The sequence below is a fragment of the Neobacillus fumarioli NBRC 102428 genome (genome assembly GCF_001591485.1).
In the GTDB taxonomy this organism is placed as follows: domain Bacteria; phylum Bacillota; class Bacilli; order Bacillales; family Cytobacillaceae; genus Neobacillus; species Neobacillus fumarioli.
In genome coordinates this window covers 78,821-97,673 of sequence record NZ_BCUZ01000001.1, presented here as the reverse complement: position 1 = coordinate 97,673, position 18,853 = coordinate 78,821, and the positions used below count along the sequence as shown (strand labels likewise).

Below are 18,853 nucleotides of genomic sequence, written 5' to 3'. Positions count from 1 at the left end.
GTTTTTGGCTCAGTTCCATAGAGAAAGTTTTTTGGAAGAGATGCTTACGTTTTTCTTAATTTTAGCACTAATTCTTCATTCGGTGTAACATAAACCGTCTGCTGGTTTTCATAAATCACAAATCCAGGTTTGGCGCCGCTTGGTTTTTTTACAAACCGGACTCTTGTATAATCGACCGGCACTGAACTTGAATTTCGTGCCTTACTGAAATAAGCTGCCAGCATGGCTGCTTGAAGTATTGTTTCTTCAGATGGCTCTTTGCTCCGAATTACAACGTGTGATCCGGGAATGTCTTTTGTATGAAGCCAAATTTCGTCCCTTGCCGCTAGTTTGTTCGTTAAATAATCATTTTGTTTATTATTTTTCCCGACGATGATTTCCGTGCCGTCGGTTGATTGAAAGTGGTCAAGGACCGGTTTAGCATTTTGCTGCTTTTTCACGTTCCGTTTTTGCCGCTGACGAATATATCCGCCTTCCACAAGTTCTTCACGAATTTCCTGAATATCCTTTGGTGAAGCTGTCTCGATTTGCTGAAGCAGATTGTCAAAATAGGCTAGTTCACGTTTGGCGATGTCTATTTGTTCCATCACAATCTGAATCGACTTTTTAGCCTTTTGGTATTTCGAAAAATATCTTTGCGCATTTTCCGACGGGGTTTTTCCCGGATCTAGCGGGATTATAATAGTACCCCCTGCATCATCATAATAATTAAGGACTTCAATTTCCTTCATGCCCTTTTTAAGGGCATAAAGATTGGCAGTTAATAGTTCACCATAACGCTGAAACTTGTCGGCATGCTGTGCTTCTGCTAATGTGGCTTGAAGCTTTTCGATTTTTTTTTCATTTTTTTCTTTTTCATTCATAATTAACCGTTCAATATCATTTCCCTGCTGCTTGACGCGGTCACGCTCAGCCTTGCCAAAATAGAAACGATCCAGCATTTTGCTTAAAGAGGAGAAACATTTAACTTCGGCTTTTAGATGTTCGAGCGGAAAAAGATAAAAGGCCTCTTTTTCGGACGAGGTCATTATTGCTGGTGAAAGCTCTTTGTTTTCAATCCGTTTTACCATCCTGGTCAATGTCTTCGGAACGGTCATGCGGTTAGCGAGCCCGCATTGATAAATAACTTCCTTGGCAAACAACGGGGAAATCCCTGCAAAGTGTTCAACAAGCTGACGGTCAAGTTTTCCAGCGTTAAAATCAAGTTCGCGTATTACACCTTCTTCTGTAGCCGAAAAAGGGTTTAGTTTATTTTGTGCAGGAGGAAAAACATAGACATGTCCCGGTAAAATCGCCCGGTAGCTGTTAACGGCATGGCTGATATGTTTGATGCTGTCGAGAATGATATTTCGTGATTTATCGACCAGAATGATATTGCTGTGACGGCCCATGATCTCAACAATCAACTGTTTATAACTAATATCGCCGATTTCATTGCGTCCTTTAATTTCAAAAATCATAATCCGGTCATTTTCGATTTTGTATACATCTTCGAGTATATGTCCCTCAATATGTTTCCTAAGCAGCATGCAGAACATTGGCGGTTCAACCGGGTTATCATAAGTCTCATCCGTAAGCTGCACCCGAGCATAGCTTGGATGTGCAGATAAAAGAAGCTTATGATTGCCCCCGTTTGCTCTAATTGTTAAAATCACTTCGTTCTTATAAGGCTGATGTACTTTATTTATCCGGCCCCCTTTAAGGGACGAAGATAGTTCATCTGCCATGGCTTTTGTAAATAAACCATCAAATGACATAGAAAACATCCTTTACTTCGAACATATTTTTCTATTTAAGTATACCCTAGAATTTTTTTGTCTGCCGCATTTTCGCCTGCTGAATCAGTATTTTGTATTTTCATCTTATTCCTATTCTCATAGCATTTTTTTGGACGACCCCGAATAAGCTGTCTTTAGATTAGGTATTTAAGGGGGAAGTGAGATGGTCGGATGAAGTTCCATGAGATGGAGATCAGCAAAATAGAAAAGGCCTTAGAAACCGACTTTTCGTCTGGATTATCACAGGAACAAGTTAAGCATAGGCTTAAAACAAACGGTTTTAATGAATTAGACGCGGGAGAAAAGCAATCTGCTTTACTCTTATTTTTTAGTCAATTTAAAGATTTTATGGTGTTGGTGCTGCTTGCCGCCACCCTGATTTCCGGGCTCTTGGGGGAATATATTGATGCGATTGCCATTATCGCCATCGTGATTATAAATGGTTTTCTTGGGTTTTTCCAAGAAAGACGTGCGGAAAAATCATTGGAAGCATTGAAAGAACTTTCTGCCCCACAGGTTCATGTACTCAGGGATGGAAGGTGGGGCAAAATTCCGTCAAAAGAAATCGTTATTGGCGATATTCTAAAATTTTCAAGCGGTGACCGAATTGGCGCCGATGTGCGCATTATTGAATCCAAAAGCCTGGAAATTGAAGAATCGGCACTGACCGGTGAATCTCTTCCCGTTGCAAAGCATATAGAATGCTTGACAAATCCAAATCCAGGTATCGGGGATATGGAAAATATCGCCTTTATGGGTACGATGGTGACAAGAGGCAGCGGGGTGGGGGTTGTTATGGCAACCGGTATGAAAACAGCGATGGGACAAATTGCCGGCCTCCTGCAAAGTGCAGAATCCCAGGAAACCCCGCTGCAGCGCCGTTTAGAACAATTAGGGAAAATTCTTATTTCGGTAGCATTAATGCTCACGGTTCTTGTTGTTGTGATCGGTGTTATCCAAGGTCATGATATTTATACGATGTTTTTAGCCGGTGTTTCTCTTGCAGTTGCTGCTATCCCTGAAGGGCTACCAGCCATTGTGACCGTCGCCTTATCACTTGGTGTACAAAAAATGATTAAGAAAAATGCCATTGTTCGGAAGCTGCCGGCTGTAGAGACACTAGGATGTGCATCTGTTATTTGTTCTGATAAGACAGGAACCATGACACAAAATAAAATGACGGTTACTCATTTGTGGAGTGGTGGGCAGACATGGACGGTAGACGGTTCTGGCTATCAGCCGAAGGGGAATTTTTATAAAAATGGCCAAACTGTTTTGCCCAAAGATGAAAAGGCATTACAGCAAATGTTGATATTCGGAATGTTATGCAATCATTCCGAATTAACGAAGAAAGGAGAAGAATATATCTTAGATGGGGATCCGACGGAGGGCGCCCTTTTAGTAAGTGCGATGAAAGCAGGTTTTCAGCGGAAAAAACTGTTAGATGAATTTACAATTATTCATGAATTTCCATTTGATTCCGCAAGAAAAATGATGAGTATTCATGTAAAGGATAAACAAGGCAGGCATTTTATTGTGACGAAAGGAGCCCCTGATGTTCTCCTTGGTGTTAGCGAAGCGATTCTATGGGATGGGAAAAGTCAATATTTAAATAAGGATACCCAGGCAAAGGTAAAGGATGCTATTAATCACCTGGCTTCACAGGCTCTAAGAACAATAGCCATTGCTTATAAACCTGTCCCGGCTAATACAGTCATCTTAAGTGAACATGAGGCAGAAAAGAAACTGACCTTAATCGGGATACAAGGGATGATTGATCCACCTAGACCGGAGGTAAGAAAGGCGGTAGCAGAATGCAAGGAAGCTGGCATTAAAACTGTGATGATTACAGGTGACCATGTGATTACGGCAAAAGCCATTGCCGCACAGCTCGGCATTTTAACGAAAAAAAGTAAGGTATTTGATGGTGAAGCATTATCAAAGTTGTCAGTAGAAGAGCTTGAAGAGGTTGTTGAGGATGTTTCTGTATTTGCCAGAGTTTCACCGGAACATAAGCTGAAAATTGTAAATGCTTTGCAAAATAGAGGACATATTGTGGCAATGACAGGTGATGGGGTGAATGATGCTCCGGCGATCAAAGCTGCCGATATCGGTGTTGCCATGGGGATTACTGGAACGGATGTTGCCAAAGAAGCTTCCGCCCTTGTTTTGTTGGATGATAATTTTGCCACCATCAAAGCGGCAATTAAAGAAGGCAGAAATATTTATGAAAATATTCGTAAATTTGTCCGTTATTTGCTTGCTTCCAATGTTGGGGAAATATTAGTCATGTTATTTGCGATGATTTTGGCATTGCCGCTCCCGCTTTTGCCCATTCAGATTCTATGGGTGAATTTGGTAACGGACGGACTGCCAGCCATGGCGCTAGGACTTGATAAAGCCGAAGAGAACGTGATGAAGCGTGGACCAAGAAGCCCAAATGAAGGGGTTTTTTCACGAGGGCTGGGCTGGAAAGTAATCTCGCGTGGTTTCCTAATTGGAATTGTGACATTACTGGCATTTATAATCATCTATCATAATGATCCTAAGCAGCTGGATTATGCGCAGACCATTGCTTTTGCCACCCTTGTGATGGCTCAATTGATTCATGTTTTTGACTGCCGAAGTGAAAGATCAGTCTTGTCGAGAAATCCGTTCGGAAATCAATTTTTAGTTGGGGCGGTCGTCTCTTCCCTTATCTTAATGTTGATTGTCATTTATTATCCGCCGCTTCAGCCGGTTTTCCACACACTTCCTATTGCTGCCAAGGATTGGCTCTTGATTATCGGCTTATCCTCTGTTCCAACTTTTTTACTAGCAGGGTCATTTTTATTAAGAAAAACAAAATAAATTATGTTATAATCCAAAAGGTAGAATCCACAATTACCTTTTGGATTTTTTATGGATTGGATGTGCATTAAATGGTTATTAGCATGACAGGCTTTGGGAGAGGAAAAGCACAATCGGAGTTATTTACTGTTAACGTGGAAATAAAAACAGTAAATCATCGTTTTTGTGAAATAAATATTCGCATGCCAAGGCAGCTATTGAAGATTGAAGACAAAATAAAGAAGAAATTAAACCAGCATATCCGCCGCGGCAGGGTAGAAGTTTATGTAACTTTAGAAGGGGAAGGCATCATAACCCGAAGCGTCCATGCAGATTGGAAACTAATCGATGAATATTATCAGTTCATGAAACAAGCAAAACAAATTTATGGAATTGAGGGCACGATTACTCTTCAAGATCTGCTTAGCCGGCCCGATATGATTAATATTGAAGAAAGTGATACCGGTAATGAAGAATTGGAAAATTTGGTGATAGCTGCAGCAGAAAAAGCCGCTGTTTTGCTAAAGCAAATGCGAATTGCTGAAGGGGAAGAACTTAAAAAAGATCTGCTGGGGATTCTTGCACAATTAGAAATTGATTTAGCAGAATTGGAAAAGCTTGCACCAATTGTTGTTCAATCCTATAAAGACCGCTTAATGAAACGAATGCAGGAATTTACCGGTGGGCAGTTTGATGAAACAAGACTGCTGACAGAGGCTGCTATATTTGCAGAAAAAGCTGATATTAATGAAGAAATAACTCGATTGAAGAGTCATATCGGACAATTTGTCCAAACTCTGAATGAACTGGAGCCAATCGGAAGAAAGCTTGATTTTCTTATTCAGGAAATGAATCGAGAAGTAAATACGATTGGTTCAAAGGCAAATGACTCCTCTATTGCGAAAAAAGTAGTCGAAATGAAAAGTTTACTTGAAAAGCTAAAAGAACAAGTGCAAAATATCGAATAAGGCTTTGATTATAAAGAGCAAGATACGGTCAAAATATATAAATGATGATTGGATGATAATTTGTGGTTAAATTAATTAATATTGGCTTCGGAAGTATCGTGTCTGCCAATCGGATTATATCTATTGTTAGTCCGGAGTCTGCCCCGATAAAACGTATTATTCAAGAGGCGCGTGAAGGGGGATCATTAATTGACGCTACATATGGCAGGCGCACCCGCGCAGTAATAATCATGGACAGCGGTCATGTGATTCTGGCAGCGGTACAGCCTGAAACGGTGGCACATCGTTTAACAGACCGTGATGAAATATTAGAAGAAGGGTAGGATTTTTTAAACATGCAAGAAAAAGGTTTGTTAATTGTTCTTTCAGGGCCGTCAGGTGTTGGGAAGGGCACGGTACGAAAAGAAATTTTTTCACAGCCTGATACGGCGTTTGAATACTCCATTTCCATGACTACCCGAAAACCTCGTGCTGGTGAAGTGGACGGGGTTGACTATTTTTTTAAAACAAAGGAAGAGTTTGAAGAGTTAATCAGGCAGGAGAAACTGTTAGAATATGCTGAGTTTGTCGGAAACTATTATGGTACACCGGTCGATTATGTCCGTGAAACTTTAGCAGCTGGAAAGGATGTCTTTTTGGAAATTGAGGTCAAAGGTGCCAAGCAGGTTCGTGAAAAATTTCCAGACGGACTATTTATTTTCCTTATGCCGCCAAGCTTAACGGAATTAAAGAATCGGATTGTCACAAGAGGGACAGAAACTGAGGACATTATTCATAATCGCATGCTATCTGCCAGGGAAGAAATTGAAATGATGAAATTATATGATTATATCGTTGTAAATGATCAAGTGGAACATGCCTGTGAGCGGATAAAAGCGATTGTAATGGCGGAGCATTGCCGCCGTGAACGCGTGGAACATATCTATAAAAAATTACTGGAGGATGAATAAAATGTTATACCCTTCTATTGATGCATTATTAGAGAGAATTGATTCAAAGTATTCGCTTGTTTCTGTAGCTGCCAAACGCGCACGTATGATGCAGCAAAATAAAGATGAACGGCTGCCAAAGTACGTTTCTCATAAGTTTGTCGGAAAAGCATTGGAAGAGATTTATAGCGGAGATTTAACTTATCGGGTTGTAAGAAAAGCAGATGCGCCTGCCGGAAATCAATAAACTGTAAAAGGTCTGATGATGAAGGAAAACTCCTTTTAGCGTCAGCCTTTTTATTTTTTTCATATTTAGAAAAAGTTTGACTACACCCAGTGCGAAAAATGGTGAAAAAATGGAGCGGTTCTAGCATAATAAAGATAGGGGAAAGTACTAGAAGCGGGGGAATATAAATGTTAAATGATAAAAAAATCCTTTTATGTGTGACCGGAGGAATTGCAGTCTATAAAGCAGCTGCTTTAACGAGCAAGCTAGTGCAGGCGGGCGCCAAGGTGAAAGTGATTTTAAGTGAATCTGCAGCGAAATTTGTCACCCCATTAACTTTTCAGGCATTATCCCGCCATGAAGTATATACAGACATCTTTGCTGAAAAAAATCCGCAAGTAATTGCCCATATTGACCTTGCTGATTGGGCCGATCTCATTCTTGTTGCCCCGGCAACGGCCAATACGATCGGTAAGCTTGCTGGAGGAATTGCCGATAATATGATTACCACGACATTACTGGCTACTACTCGGCCAGTATGGATTGCTCCGGCTATGAATGTACATATGTATGATCATCTTGCAGTAAAAAGGAATATCGCAGTATTAGCCGAGTACGGATACCAATTTATTGAGCCAAGTGAAGGCTATCTTGCTTGTGGTTATATTGGAAAAGGACGGCTGGAAGAGCCAGATAAAATTGTTACATTAATACAGGATTATTTTTTAAAGGAGGATCATCAACCGTTAAAAGGTAAAACCGTTTTGATTACTGCAGGTCCTACCAGGGAAAAGATTGACCCGGTCCGTTTCATCTCTAATCATTCGACAGGAAAAATGGGCTATAGTTTGGCAGAAGCGGCAAAAAAGCAAGGGGCCCATGTTATTTTGGTTTCCGGTCCGGTACAGCTAAAGGAGCCTTATGGAGTCCAAATGATCAAGGTTGAAAGTGCGGAAGAAATGTATAATGCCGTGTTAAGTTTTTATCCAGATTCCGATATCGTAATTAAAACAGCTGCTGTTGCCGATTATCGCCCGAAAAGATCCTATGACCATAAAGTGAAAAAACAGACCGGTGATTCCGTATTAGAACTTGAACGAACAAAAGATATTTTATTAGAGCTTGGCCAAAGAAAGAAACATCAGATACTGGTAGGCTTTGCGGCGGAAACAGATCATGTTGAAGAATACGCCAGGAGGAAACTCACTGCAAAGAACGCTGATATGATTGTCGCAAATAATCTAAAAGCTGAAGGTGCCGGATTTGGTACAGATACAAATATTGTAACCCTCTATAAAAGGGACGGTACTGTAACAGAGTTGCCGATGATGTCTAAAATGGCCGTTGCGGATAAAATTTTGGCGGAAATCTGCTCGCTGATAAAGGATACGGAAAAATATGAAGGTCGCTAGTGTAATTGTCGATGTTCCAGCCAAACAGACAGACAGAGCTTTTGATTATCTTATTCCTGCTGAATGGCAAGATTCCATACAGCCGGGTATGCGGGTTGTTGTCCCGTTTGGCCCCCGGAATGTCCAGGGATTTGTCATTGACATCAAAGCGGAATCTGAATTTCAAAAGCTCCGGGAAATCATTGAGCCAATGGACCTGGAGCCGGTACTAAATCAGGAATTGTTAGCGCTTGGCGATTGGCTGACAGAAGAAACCCTCTGTTATAAAATTTCTGCCTATCAGGTAATGTTGCCTCCGGCATTAAAAGCAAAATATGAAAAAAAAGTAAAACTTGCCTCCGGAGTTAAATCCACAGATTTGCCAAGTGTATTACATCCTTTTTTTTTAAAAAAGGATTGCCTAGATTGGGCGGAAGTGCTGAATAACCGGCTGGTGCCGCTCATGCAAAAGGAAGTAGCAAAGGGGCATCTGGAAGTTCTTTATCAAGTAAAAGAAAAAGTGAAGAAAAAACTGGTGAAAATTGTCCGGCCCCACCAAAGCACCGACCAATTACAAATGGCCGCAAAAGAGCTCCCTGCTAATGCAGAAAAGCAAAAGCAAGTTTTAAACTACTTTATTCATTGCAATGAGCCTATCGAAGTAAAGCAGCTGATATCAGAGCTTAACGTATCTTCTACAACGTTAAAAACGCTGGTAGAAAAAAAACTTCTAAGGGAAGAGGAAATAGAAGTTTACCGCAATCCGTATAAAAACCGCACATTTGAACGGACAAGTCCTTTACCGTTAACAGAAGCGCAAAGGAACGCGATAAAGCCGATTTTAAACTCAATTGAAACTAATCATCATGAGGTTTTTTTACTTTTTGGCGTGACAGGAAGCGGCAAGACGGAAATCTATCTTCAGACCATTCAAAAGGTCATTGAAAAAGGAAAAGAGGCCATTGTCCTTGTTCCGGAAATTTCGTTAACACCGCAAATGGTCAATCGTTTTAAAGGAAGATTCGGAGACTTGGTCGCGGTTTTACACAGCGGCTTATCAGCCGGGGAAAAATATGATGAATGGCGCAAGATTCAGCGCAAAGAAGTGAAGGTAGCGGTAGGGGCCCGATCTGCAATTTTTGCCCCGTTTGAGAATATCGGCATTATTATTATTGATGAAGAGCATGAAACGAGCTATAAGCAAGAGGATATGCCGCGTTATCATGCAAAAGATGTTGCGATCGAAAGAGCAAGGAACCATAACTGTCCGGTTATTCTTGGTAGTGCGACACCATCGCTTGAGTCATTTGCACGAGCGCAAAAAAAGGTGTATCGCTTATTGTCGCTGCCTGTAAGAATGAACAACCAACCGTTGCCATCTGTGGAAATTGTTGATATGCGCGAAGAGCTCCGAGCTGGAAATCGCTCCATGTTTTCCCGGAAGCTGTTTGAATTATTAAAGGACCGGTTGGAAAAGAAGCAGCAGTCTGTATTATTCTTAAATAAGAGGGGACATTCATCGTTTGTGATGTGCCGTGACTGCGGTTTTGTCGTCACTTGCCCAAATTGTGATATTTCCTTAACCTATCATCGGGCAGGCAGCAGAATGAAATGTCATTATTGCGGGTACGAAAGCTATGTTCCGAAAGTGTGCCCGGAATGCTCCAGTGAATATATCCGATATTTTGGCACCGGAACCCAAAAGGTTGAAGATGAATTGGGGAAAATATTGCCCGAGGCTAGAGTAATCCGTATGGATGTCGATACCACTGGCCGGAAAGGAGCACATGAGCGGCTGTTAAAGGATTTTCAGGATGGAAAAGCTGATATTTTACTTGGTACGCAAATGATTGCAAAGGGATTGGATTTTCCCAACATTACTCTTGTTGGGGTGCTCTCAGCAGATACGATGTTGCATTTGCCCGATTTTCGTTCATCGGAAAAAACCTTTCAATTATTAACACAAGTCAGCGGCAGAGCAGGACGGCATCAGTTGCCCGGCGAAGTGATCATTCAGACATATTCACCGGATCATTACAGTATAAAGCTTGCTGAGACACAAAATTATGATTTGTTTTATCAGCAGGAAATGATGGTTCGAAAAATACATCATTATCCGCCGTTTTATTATTTGACGATCATTACGGTTACACATGATGAGTTGATGGCAGCAGTTGCCGCAACCGAAAAAATCGTCACATATGTCCGTTCCCAGCTGTCCAGCCAAGCTGTTGTCCTGGGCCCGGCAGCCTCTCCTATTCCAAGGATTAATAATAGATATCGCTATCAATGTCTGATAAAATACAAGCGGGAAGCGAACTTGACAAAGACGTTAAAAACAATTCTTGACCAGCATCAAAACCATGCGAAAAATGGACTGCATGTGTCAATTGACGTCAACCCGTTTATCCTTATGTAATCTGGGTGAAAATGTAAAGTATTAAATGAATCAGAACATCTTTAAATAGATGCTTATTGGAGGAAATGAATTGGCCATCAGGAAAATTGTTTACTACCCGGCGGAAATTCTCGAACGGAAGTGCCAGGAAGTAGTAAAGTTTGATAAAAAGTTAGCAAGAATACTTGATGATATGTACGATACGATGATTGAATTTGACGGCGTCGGCCTTGCTGCACCGCAAATCGGCCTGGATGCAAGAATCGCCGTTGTCGATATAGATGATGATTCGGGAACAATCGAAATGATCAACCCGCGTATTTTAAAACAAGAGGGGGAACAGACAGGGCCTGAAGGCTGTTTAAGCTTTCCCGGGTTGTACGGAGAAGTGACAAGACCGGAGTATGTCAAAATTGAAGCATTTGACCGGAAAGGCAGAAAATATCAGCTTGAAGCAGAAGGATTTCTCGCACGGGCTATTCAACACGAGATTGATCACCTTGATGGAATCTTGTTTACTTCTAAAGTAACACGTTATCTTGAAGAAGAGGAATTAGAAGGAGAAGAAAGTGAATGACGAAAATTGTTTTTATGGGGACCCCGGATTTTTCTGTCCCAATTTTAAAACAAATTATTGCAGATGGGTATGATGTCATTGGTGTCGTCACCCAGCCGGACCGTCCAGTAGGTAGAAAGAAAGTATTAACTCCCCCTCCGGTAAAGACTGCAGCATTAAATCATGCCATTCCTGTTTTTCAGCCGGAAAAAATCCGAGAGGACAAAGAATTAAGTAAAATTCTTGCTTTAAAGCCAGATTTAATCGTCACAGCGGCTTTTGGACAAATTTTGCCAAAAGAACTGCTGGACGCCCCTCGATACGGCTGTATTAACGTCCATGCATCACTCTTGCCGGAGCTTCGCGGAGGAGCCCCGATCCATTATGCTATTATCCAAGGAAAGCAAAAGACCGGTGTGACCATTATGTATATGGCTGAAAAATTAGATGCCGGCGATATTTTAACAACAGTTGAAGTACCGATTACAGAGGAAGATAATGTTGGAACCCTTCATGATAAATTGAGCGCTGCCGGCGCGAATCTGCTCTCGGAAACCTTGCCGCTTCTTTTGGCAGGAAAGTTGACCCCCATTCCGCAAAATGAGAGGCAAGCAACGTTTGCTCCAAATATTAAGCGGGAACAGGAAAAGATTAATTGGACGATGCCCGGGGAAACAATCTATAATCAAATTCGTGGTTTAAATCCATGGCCTGTCGCCTATACAACACTGGAAGGGCAAGTGTTAAAAATTTGGAAGGCTGAGAAAAGGGAAGGCTTAATAGGTGAGAATCCGGGAACCATTATAAAAATCGAAACAGACGGATTTACTGTCTCTACCGGCAATGATATAGCGATCAAAGTGACTGAACTGCAGCCTTCCGGGAAAAAGAAAATGACAAGCGGGCAATTTTTACAAGGAGCCGGTGCAAAACTTACATTAGGAATGAAATTGGGAGATTAATATGACATTTAAACAAAATGTACGTGAAACGGCAATGGACATTCTTACTGCCATTGAAAAAAAACAATCGTACAGTAATTTGCTCCTTAATAATAAGATTAACCAAAACTTACTATCACAAAAAGATATTGCGCTATTAACTGAATTAACCTATGGAACACTGCAAAGAAGAAATCTTCTTGATTTCTACTTAAAACCTTTTATCAACAAAAGTAAGAAGATGGAAAATTGGGTTTTGCAATTACTTCGACTAACACTTTATCAAATGATTTTCCTTGATAAAATACCTGCCAGAGCGGCCATCCATGAAGCGGTGGAAATAGCTAAAAACCGTGGCCATAAAGGCATCTCTGGCTTTGTGAACGCTGTGCTAAGGTCCATCCAGCGAGAGGGACTGCCTTCTTTGGATACGATCACCGATCCAATCGAACGACTCGCGACTGAAACTAGCCACCCGAAGTGGCTTGTTTCAAGATGGGCTGCACAGTTCGGTTTTGAAAAGACAAAAGCAATGTGTGAAGTTAATTTAACGGCTCCCCTTCAAACAGCTCGTGTCAATTTGGCAAGAATTTCCCGTGAAGAAATTATACTTCTCCTAGAAGAAGAAGGATTTCAAATTGAAAAGAGTCCCGTTATACCGGAAGCTATCCGTTCTTTAAAAGGAAATTTGGCTTCTTCACAAATGTTCAAAAATGGCTTTCTTACCATTCAAGATGAAAGTTCGATGCTCGTTGCCTATGCATTGGGGATTACCGGCAATGAAACGGTTTTAGATGCCTGTGCTGCCCCTGGAGGGAAAAGTACGCATATTGCTGAAAAATTATATGCAAATGGACAAGTGATATCTCTTGATCTTCATAAGCACAAAGTGAAATTAATTCAAGACAATGCCAACCGGTTAGGATTAAACAATATCCAAACGTTTGTTTTAGATTCAAGAAAAGCGGGTGAGCGTTTTGAAGAGGAATCATTTGATAGAGTGTTGCTTGATGCCCCTTGTTCAGGGCTTGGAGTGATGAGAAGAAAACCGGATATAAAATACACAAAGAAGGAGCATGATATTGAGCAATTAAGCATTGTGCAGCAAAATCTGCTTCAAGCCGTTGCTCCGTTAGTCAAAAAAGGCGGTATCCTTGTCTATAGTACATGTACCGTAGATAAACAAGAAAATGAGGAAACAGTTAAGGCTTTTTTGCAAAATCATCCGGATTTTGAAGAGGATGTCGATTTTAAGAAGCGAATGCCGGAAGCCATACAGCCATTGATTACAAGCAGCGATTTGCAAATCTTCCCGCAGGATTTTGGCTCGGATGGGTTCTATATTGCAGTTTTAAGAAAGAAGAAGGTGTAGAGTAGTTGGAACAGACAAATCGGGTAAAGACAGCTGAAGAATTGGAAAATAAGAAATCAATTTATTCATTGGAACTTCAAGAATTAAAGAATTGGCTTGAAGAGAACGGGGAAAAGCCATTTCGTGCCGAACAAATTTATGATTGGCTTTATAAGAAGAGGGTCATCTCTTTCGAAGATATGAGCAATCTTTCAAAAGCACTGCGTGACAAGCTTGCACAATATTTTACAATTACTACGTTAAAAACAGTAGTGCAGCAAACATCTGCAGATGGAACGATTAAATTTCTATTTGAACTGCATGACGGCTACTCGATTGAAACCGTGTTGATGCGCCATGATTACGGCAACTCCATTTGCGTAACGACACAGGTTGGCTGTAGAATAGGCTGTACCTTTTGTGCTTCCACACTAGGTGGTTTGAAAAGACATTTAGAAGCCGGTGAGATTGTTGCACAGGTTGTAAAAGTGCAAAAGGTGCTTGACGAAACGAATGAGCGTGTCAGTTCAGTGGTTATTATGGGGATTGGGGAGCCGTTTGATAACTATAATAATATGCTCTCATTTTTGAAAATTATCAATCACGATAAGGGACTTAATATTGGAGCCAGGCATATAACTGTTTCCACAAGCGGGATTATTCCAAAGATCTACAAGTTCGCGGATGAGAATATGCAAATTAATTTCGCTATTTCACTGCATGCACCTAATACTGAATTAAGATCAAAGTTAATGCCCATTAATAAGGCTTTTAAACTTGATGACTTGATGAAAGCTGTAAGGTATTATATCGATAAAACCGGACGGCGTGTCAGTTTTGAATATGGTTTGTTTGGCGGCGTAAATGATTCTATCGAACATGCCGAGGAATTGGCTAAACTGATTAAAGGGCTGAAATGCCATGTTAACTTGATTCCCGTTAATTATGTACCTGAAAGAGACTATGTACGTACTCCAAGAGATAAGATTTTCGCATTTGAACGTACCCTTAAAGACCGCGGGATTAATGTGACCATTCGCCGAGAGCAAGGATCTGATATCGCTGCGGCCTGCGGCCAGCTTCGCGCAAAGGAAAGAAAAGAGGAGACGAGGTGAAGATATGAAGGCTGTTTTTCAAACAGACCAAGGCAAAGTGCGTCCACATAATGAGGATGCTGGCGGCGTCTTTATTAATCTGGATGGAAACCGTCTTGCCGTCGTAGCCGACGGCATGGGCGGACATCGTGCAGGTGATGTTGCCAGCGAAATGACATTATCACAATTAAAGCAGGAATGGGAAGCTTCCAAAGGAATTACAACTGCCGGTGACGCCGAGAAATGGTTGATGGAACAAATATCAAAGGTGAATGGAATGCTGTTTGATCATGCGGCAAATCATTTAGAATGCGATGGAATGGGAACTACCATTGTTGCCGCTATTGCGACTGACAGTTTTCTAACGATGGCTCATATCGGTGACAGCCGTGGTTATATTTTAAATGAATCCGGTTTTACGCAAATAACCGAGGATCATTCACTTGTGAATGAACTGGTCAAAACAGGGCAGATTTCAAAAGAGGATGCCGAGCATCACCCACGCAAGAATGTATTACTAAGGGCTTTAGGAACGGAAAGAATAGTAGAAATGGATATTAAAACGATCACTTTTGAAGAAGGAGATATTCTTCTATTGTGTTCAGACGGCTTGTCAAATAAGGTCAGTGAAAATGAAATGGCTGATATTCTTGGTAATGATACGGATTTAAACGAAAAAGCAAGCACTCTTATACAACTAGCAAACGAATATGGCGGAGAAGATAATATAACACTGGCTATTGTCGAGTTCTCTGGAAACAGCAAGGGTGATCAATAAATGATAATCGGTAAAAGATTGAGCGGCCGCTATAAAATCCTCAATATTATTGGCGGCGGCGGTATGGCAAATGTCTACCTGGCTCATGATATCATTCTTGACCGTGATGTTGCCGTAAAGATGCTACGCCTTGATTTTGCAAATGATGAAGAATTTATCCGAAGATTTCATAGAGAAGCACAATCAGCGACAAGTCTTGCTCATCCAAATATTGTTGAAATTTACGATGTTGGAGAAGAAGATGACCTATATTATATTGTCATGGAATATGTTGATGGGCAAACATTAAAACAATACATACAACAAAATTCCCCACTCAGGGTAGAAGATGCTGTTCGGATTATGTCACAGCTCGCTTCAGCGATATCCCATGCCCATCAAAATCATATTATTCATCGCGATATTAAGCCGCAAAATATTTTAGTAGATCAAAATGGCAATGTTAAAATAACAGACTTCGGAATTGCCATGGCTTTAAGTGCAACGAGTATTACCCAGACAAATTCCGTTTTAGGATCTGTTCATTATCTGTCACCTGAGCAGGCGCGCGGTGGTATGGCAAATGTAAAATCTGATATTTATTCCCTTGGAATTGTGATGTTTGAGTTATTAACCGGAAGACTCCCTTTTTCTGGTGAATCTGCTGTTTCAATTGCCTTAAAACACCTTCAATCGGAAACACCATCTGTAAAGCGATGGAATCCTAATATACCGCAAAGTGTAGAAAATATCGTATTAAAAGCAACGGCAAAGGATCCGTTTCATCGGTATAACAATGTAGAAGAAATGGCGGAGGATTTAAGCACAGCACTTGACCCGGAAAGAATGGATGAGCCCAAGTTTGTCCTTCCGGTTGATGACGAAGTGACAAAGGCAATACCAGTCATAACAAATGATCAAACATCGGAAAATTTCGATGAAACCTTGGTGCATCATCAGGAAAAAATATCAATCAATGAAAAGAATTTAGAACCAAAAGATCAACCAATCAAGAATAAGCGAAAAAAATGGCCGATCTTTCTAATCTCAACCTTTCTTATTCTTGTCCTACTTGGTGTATTAGCCGTTGTGGTTTTACCGGGAATGATGTCAGCCAAAGATATTAAAATTCCCGATGTAACGGGTATGAACGCGGATAAGGCAATTTCAATTCTGAAAGCAAATGGAATTGGTGTCAATAAGAAAATAGCTTTTCCTGATGAAGTCATCAAAAAAGGCAAGGTCATTAGAACGGATCCAGAAGCGGGTAGTACCGTTAAGGAGAATACAAAAATAAATCTATATATCAGTTCAGGGAAGGAAAAATATGAATTATCTGACTACACTGGCCGCCAGTATGATGATGTCCTGCGCTTATTAGACGATCAAAATTTTAAAGAAATCAAAAAAGTTGAAGAAAATGATGACAGTGATCCAGGAACAATTATCGGACAAAATCCTCCCGGAGGAAAGAAAGTGGTTCCTGAAGACACTATTTTAGAGTTTAAAGTTAGTAAAGGACCTGAAAAAATTACTTTAAAGGATTTAACACAATACAATTTAAAAGGGGCCCAAGACTATGCTTCGTTAGTAGGTCTCACATTAGATGCCTCGCAAGAAAAATATGATGATAATATTCCGGCTGGAATGGTGTTGTCCCAAAAACCGGCACCGGGTACACAATTGAATAAAGGTGACAAGGTAACCGTAGTCATATCCAAGGGGAAAGAGGTAAAACCGCCAAAAAATGTAACAAAAGAAATTACGATTCCTTATGATCCGCCAGTTCCTGGTGAACCGGGACAGAAGCAGCAGGTTCAGATTTACATTGAAGATATGAATCACAGTATGACAGAACCTGCACAAACATTTGATATTACAGGAAACAAAACAGTGTCTATTGAATTAAGTATCCCGTACGGTGGGAAGGCCGGATATAAAGTTATTCGTGATAGTAAGGTTATTATCGATGAGGTTATTAATTATAACGATGCCCAATAAAGTTTTGGAATTAATTTCAAAACTGTGCTGTAAGTAACAAAAGCAAGGAGTGCTGCTATGCCTGAAGGGAAAATTGTGAAAGCGTTAAGCGGTTTTTACTATGTGTTGCACGATGATGATTTAATCCAGTGCCGCGGCAGAGGGGTGTTCCGGAAAAATAAAATCACTCCTTTAGTTGGTGATGAAGTTGTTTTTCAAGCAGAAAATGATTCAGAAGGTTATATTTTAGAAGTGAAACAGCGGAAAAACGAATTAGTCCGCCCGCCGATTGCGAATGTAGATCAGGCTATTCTCGTTTTTTCCGCGGTCGAGCCTGATTTTAGTCCCGTATTATTGGATCGTTTTCTTGTCTTAGTCGAATACAATCATATTAAACCACTTATTTGTATCACCAAGATGGATTTAACAGATGATAATAAGCAGCAGATGATTTCCAAATATGTCCATGATTACAAATCGGCAGGTTATGAAGTCATTTTGACATCATCCGAAACGGAAAAAGGGATTGAACAATTGTATCCCCATATTGAAGATAAAATATCAGTCGTTGCGGGCCAGTCGGGTGTAGGAAAATCTTCATTATTAAATGTATTAAGACCGGATCTTGACTTAAAAACAAATGATATTTCCTCTCATTTAGGGCGGGGCAGGCATACGACGAGACATGTTGAATTAATCAGAATTGGCAATGGCCTTGTTGCAGATACACCTGGGTTCAGCTCTTTGGACTTCACCGATATTGAAGCAGATGAGTTAACTTCTTGTTTTCCCGAACTCGAGCAGGCGAGTGAACATTGTAAATTTCGCGGCTGCCTGCACCTTAGTGAACCAAAATGCGGGGTCAAGCAAGCAGTAGAGTCGGGGTATATTCCAACATATCGTTATGAACATTATCTGGATTTTCTAAAGGAAATTAAAGATCGAAAGCCGAGGTATTAACTATGGTAAAAATAGCACCATCCATTCTTTCCGCTGATTTTTCAAAATTAGGGGAAGAAATTTTAGCAGTTGAAAAAGCAGGAGCCGATTACATTCATGTAGATGTGATGGATGGCCATTTCGTGCCCAATATCACGATTGGCCCATTGATTGTATCGGCCATTCGTCCCATTACAAAGCTTCCGCTTGATGTGCATTTAATGATCGAAAATCCCATCCAATATATTGAAGCCTTTGCAAAGGCAGGGGCAGACTATTTAACAGTCCATGTCGAAGCTGATAGACATCTTCACCGTACCATTCAAAAAATAAAATCATTAGGGGTGAAGGCCGGAGTGGTATTAAATCCGGCTACACCAGTCGATACAATCCAGCATATCATCAAGGATGTTGATTTAGTATTACTAATGTCGGTCAATCCTGGATTTGGCGGACAAAAATTCATTCCGGAAGTTCTCAATAAAATTAGACAAGTAAAACAAATGGCTGACGAAAAAGGGGCATCCATCGAAATCGAAGTAGACGGCGGTGTCAATTCCGAAACAGCAAGAAAATGCATTGAAGCCGGCGCAAACGTCCTTGTAGCAGGGTCAGCGATTTATGATACAGAGGATTATGAAAAAGCCATTTCAACCATAAGGGGATAATTAGGAAAGCCGGCTCAACACCGGCTTTTTAACTATTAAAGGAGTCAT

General features: G+C 40.8%; 16 protein-coding genes. 15 read left to right on the top strand and 1 reads right to left on the bottom strand.

The window, feature by feature from the left end; genetic code table 11:
• Positions 1-44 precede the first annotated feature (44 nt).
• A complete protein-coding gene (locus tag BFU02S_RS00460; RefSeq protein WP_066365113.1) occupies positions 45-1,757 on the bottom strand; it encodes an Rqc2 family fibronectin-binding protein in 1,713 nt (570 codons plus the stop codon).
• A gap of 192 nt (positions 1,758-1,949) precedes the next feature.
• On the opposite strand from BFU02S_RS00460, the gene BFU02S_RS00455 reads away from it, so the two are divergent.
• From BFU02S_RS00455 to rpe, 15 genes are all read left to right on the top strand, one after another.
• Positions 1,950-4,628, top strand: coding sequence for a calcium-translocating P-type ATPase, SERCA-type (locus tag BFU02S_RS00455; RefSeq protein WP_066365111.1), 2,679 nt, complete (start codon positions 1,950-1,952; stop codon positions 4,626-4,628).
• 71 nt (positions 4,629-4,699) lie between these two features.
• Positions 4,700-5,575: a YicC/YloC family endoribonuclease gene (locus BFU02S_RS00450; protein WP_066365108.1), complete on the top strand. Its 876-nt coding sequence runs from the start codon at positions 4,700-4,702 to the stop codon at positions 5,573-5,575.
• A gap of 62 nt (positions 5,576-5,637) precedes the next feature.
• Positions 5,638-5,898 carry an extracellular matrix/biofilm regulator RemA gene (gene remA, locus BFU02S_RS00445; protein WP_066365107.1) on the top strand — a complete coding sequence of 87 codons (261 nt, stop codon included), beginning with the start codon at positions 5,638-5,640 and terminating at the stop codon, positions 5,896-5,898.
• A 12-nt stretch (positions 5,899-5,910) separates the two neighbouring features.
• A complete protein-coding gene (gene gmk / locus BFU02S_RS00440) occupies positions 5,911-6,525 on the top strand; it encodes a guanylate kinase (RefSeq protein WP_066365105.1) in 615 nt (204 codons plus the stop codon).
• Between the two features lies 1 nt (position 6,526).
• Positions 6,527-6,751 (top strand): DNA-directed RNA polymerase subunit omega, encoded by a 225-nt coding sequence (gene rpoZ, locus BFU02S_RS00435; RefSeq protein WP_066365102.1) that lies wholly within the window; start codon positions 6,527-6,529, stop codon positions 6,749-6,751.
• Positions 6,752-6,918: 167 nt separating this feature from the next.
• Positions 6,919-8,142, top strand: coding sequence for a bifunctional phosphopantothenoylcysteine decarboxylase/phosphopantothenate--cysteine ligase CoaBC (coaBC, locus tag BFU02S_RS00430; RefSeq protein WP_066365099.1), 1,224 nt, complete (start codon positions 6,919-6,921; stop codon positions 8,140-8,142).
• Complete coding sequence (gene priA, locus BFU02S_RS00425) at positions 8,129-10,540, top strand: primosomal protein N' (protein WP_066365096.1); 2,412 nt, start codon at positions 8,129-8,131, stop codon at positions 10,538-10,540. Before coaBC ends, priA begins: the two co-directional genes overlap by 14 nt.
• A gap of 70 nt (positions 10,541-10,610) precedes the next feature.
• The gene (gene def, locus BFU02S_RS00420; protein ID WP_066365093.1) at positions 10,611-11,096 is read left to right on the top strand and encodes a peptide deformylase; all 486 of its coding nucleotides are present in this window, start codon (positions 10,611-10,613) and stop codon (positions 11,094-11,096) included.
• Complete coding sequence (gene fmt, locus BFU02S_RS00415; protein WP_066365089.1) at positions 11,093-12,037, top strand: methionyl-tRNA formyltransferase; 945 nt, start codon at positions 11,093-11,095, stop codon at positions 12,035-12,037. Before def ends, fmt begins: the two co-directional genes overlap by 4 nt.
• Before the next feature lies 1 nt (position 12,038).
• On the top strand, positions 12,039-13,388 hold the full coding sequence (gene rsmB / locus BFU02S_RS00410; RefSeq protein WP_066365085.1) for a 16S rRNA (cytosine(967)-C(5))-methyltransferase RsmB: 1,350 nt from the start codon (positions 12,039-12,041) through the stop codon (positions 13,386-13,388).
• Between the two features lie 5 nt (positions 13,389-13,393).
• Positions 13,394-14,482: a dual-specificity RNA methyltransferase RlmN gene (gene rlmN, locus BFU02S_RS00405; RefSeq protein WP_066365081.1), complete on the top strand. Its 1,089-nt coding sequence runs from the start codon at positions 13,394-13,396 to the stop codon at positions 14,480-14,482.
• A gap of 4 nt (positions 14,483-14,486) precedes the next feature.
• Positions 14,487-15,239 (top strand): Stp1/IreP family PP2C-type Ser/Thr phosphatase, encoded by a 753-nt coding sequence (locus BFU02S_RS00400; RefSeq protein ID WP_066365078.1) that lies wholly within the window; start codon positions 14,487-14,489, stop codon positions 15,237-15,239.
• Positions 15,240-17,219, top strand: coding sequence for a Stk1 family PASTA domain-containing Ser/Thr kinase (pknB, locus tag BFU02S_RS00395; RefSeq protein ID WP_066365075.1), 1,980 nt, complete (start codon positions 15,240-15,242; stop codon positions 17,217-17,219).
• 57 nt (positions 17,220-17,276) lie between these two features.
• Positions 17,277-18,158 carry a ribosome small subunit-dependent GTPase A gene (rsgA, locus tag BFU02S_RS00390; protein WP_066365073.1) on the top strand — a complete coding sequence of 294 codons (882 nt, stop codon included), beginning with the start codon at positions 17,277-17,279 and terminating at the stop codon, positions 18,156-18,158.
• A gap of 2 nt (positions 18,159-18,160) precedes the next feature.
• Positions 18,161-18,805, top strand: coding sequence for a ribulose-phosphate 3-epimerase (rpe, locus tag BFU02S_RS00385; protein ID WP_066365071.1), 645 nt, complete (start codon positions 18,161-18,163; stop codon positions 18,803-18,805).
• The last annotated feature ends 48 nt before the right edge of the window (positions 18,806-18,853 follow it).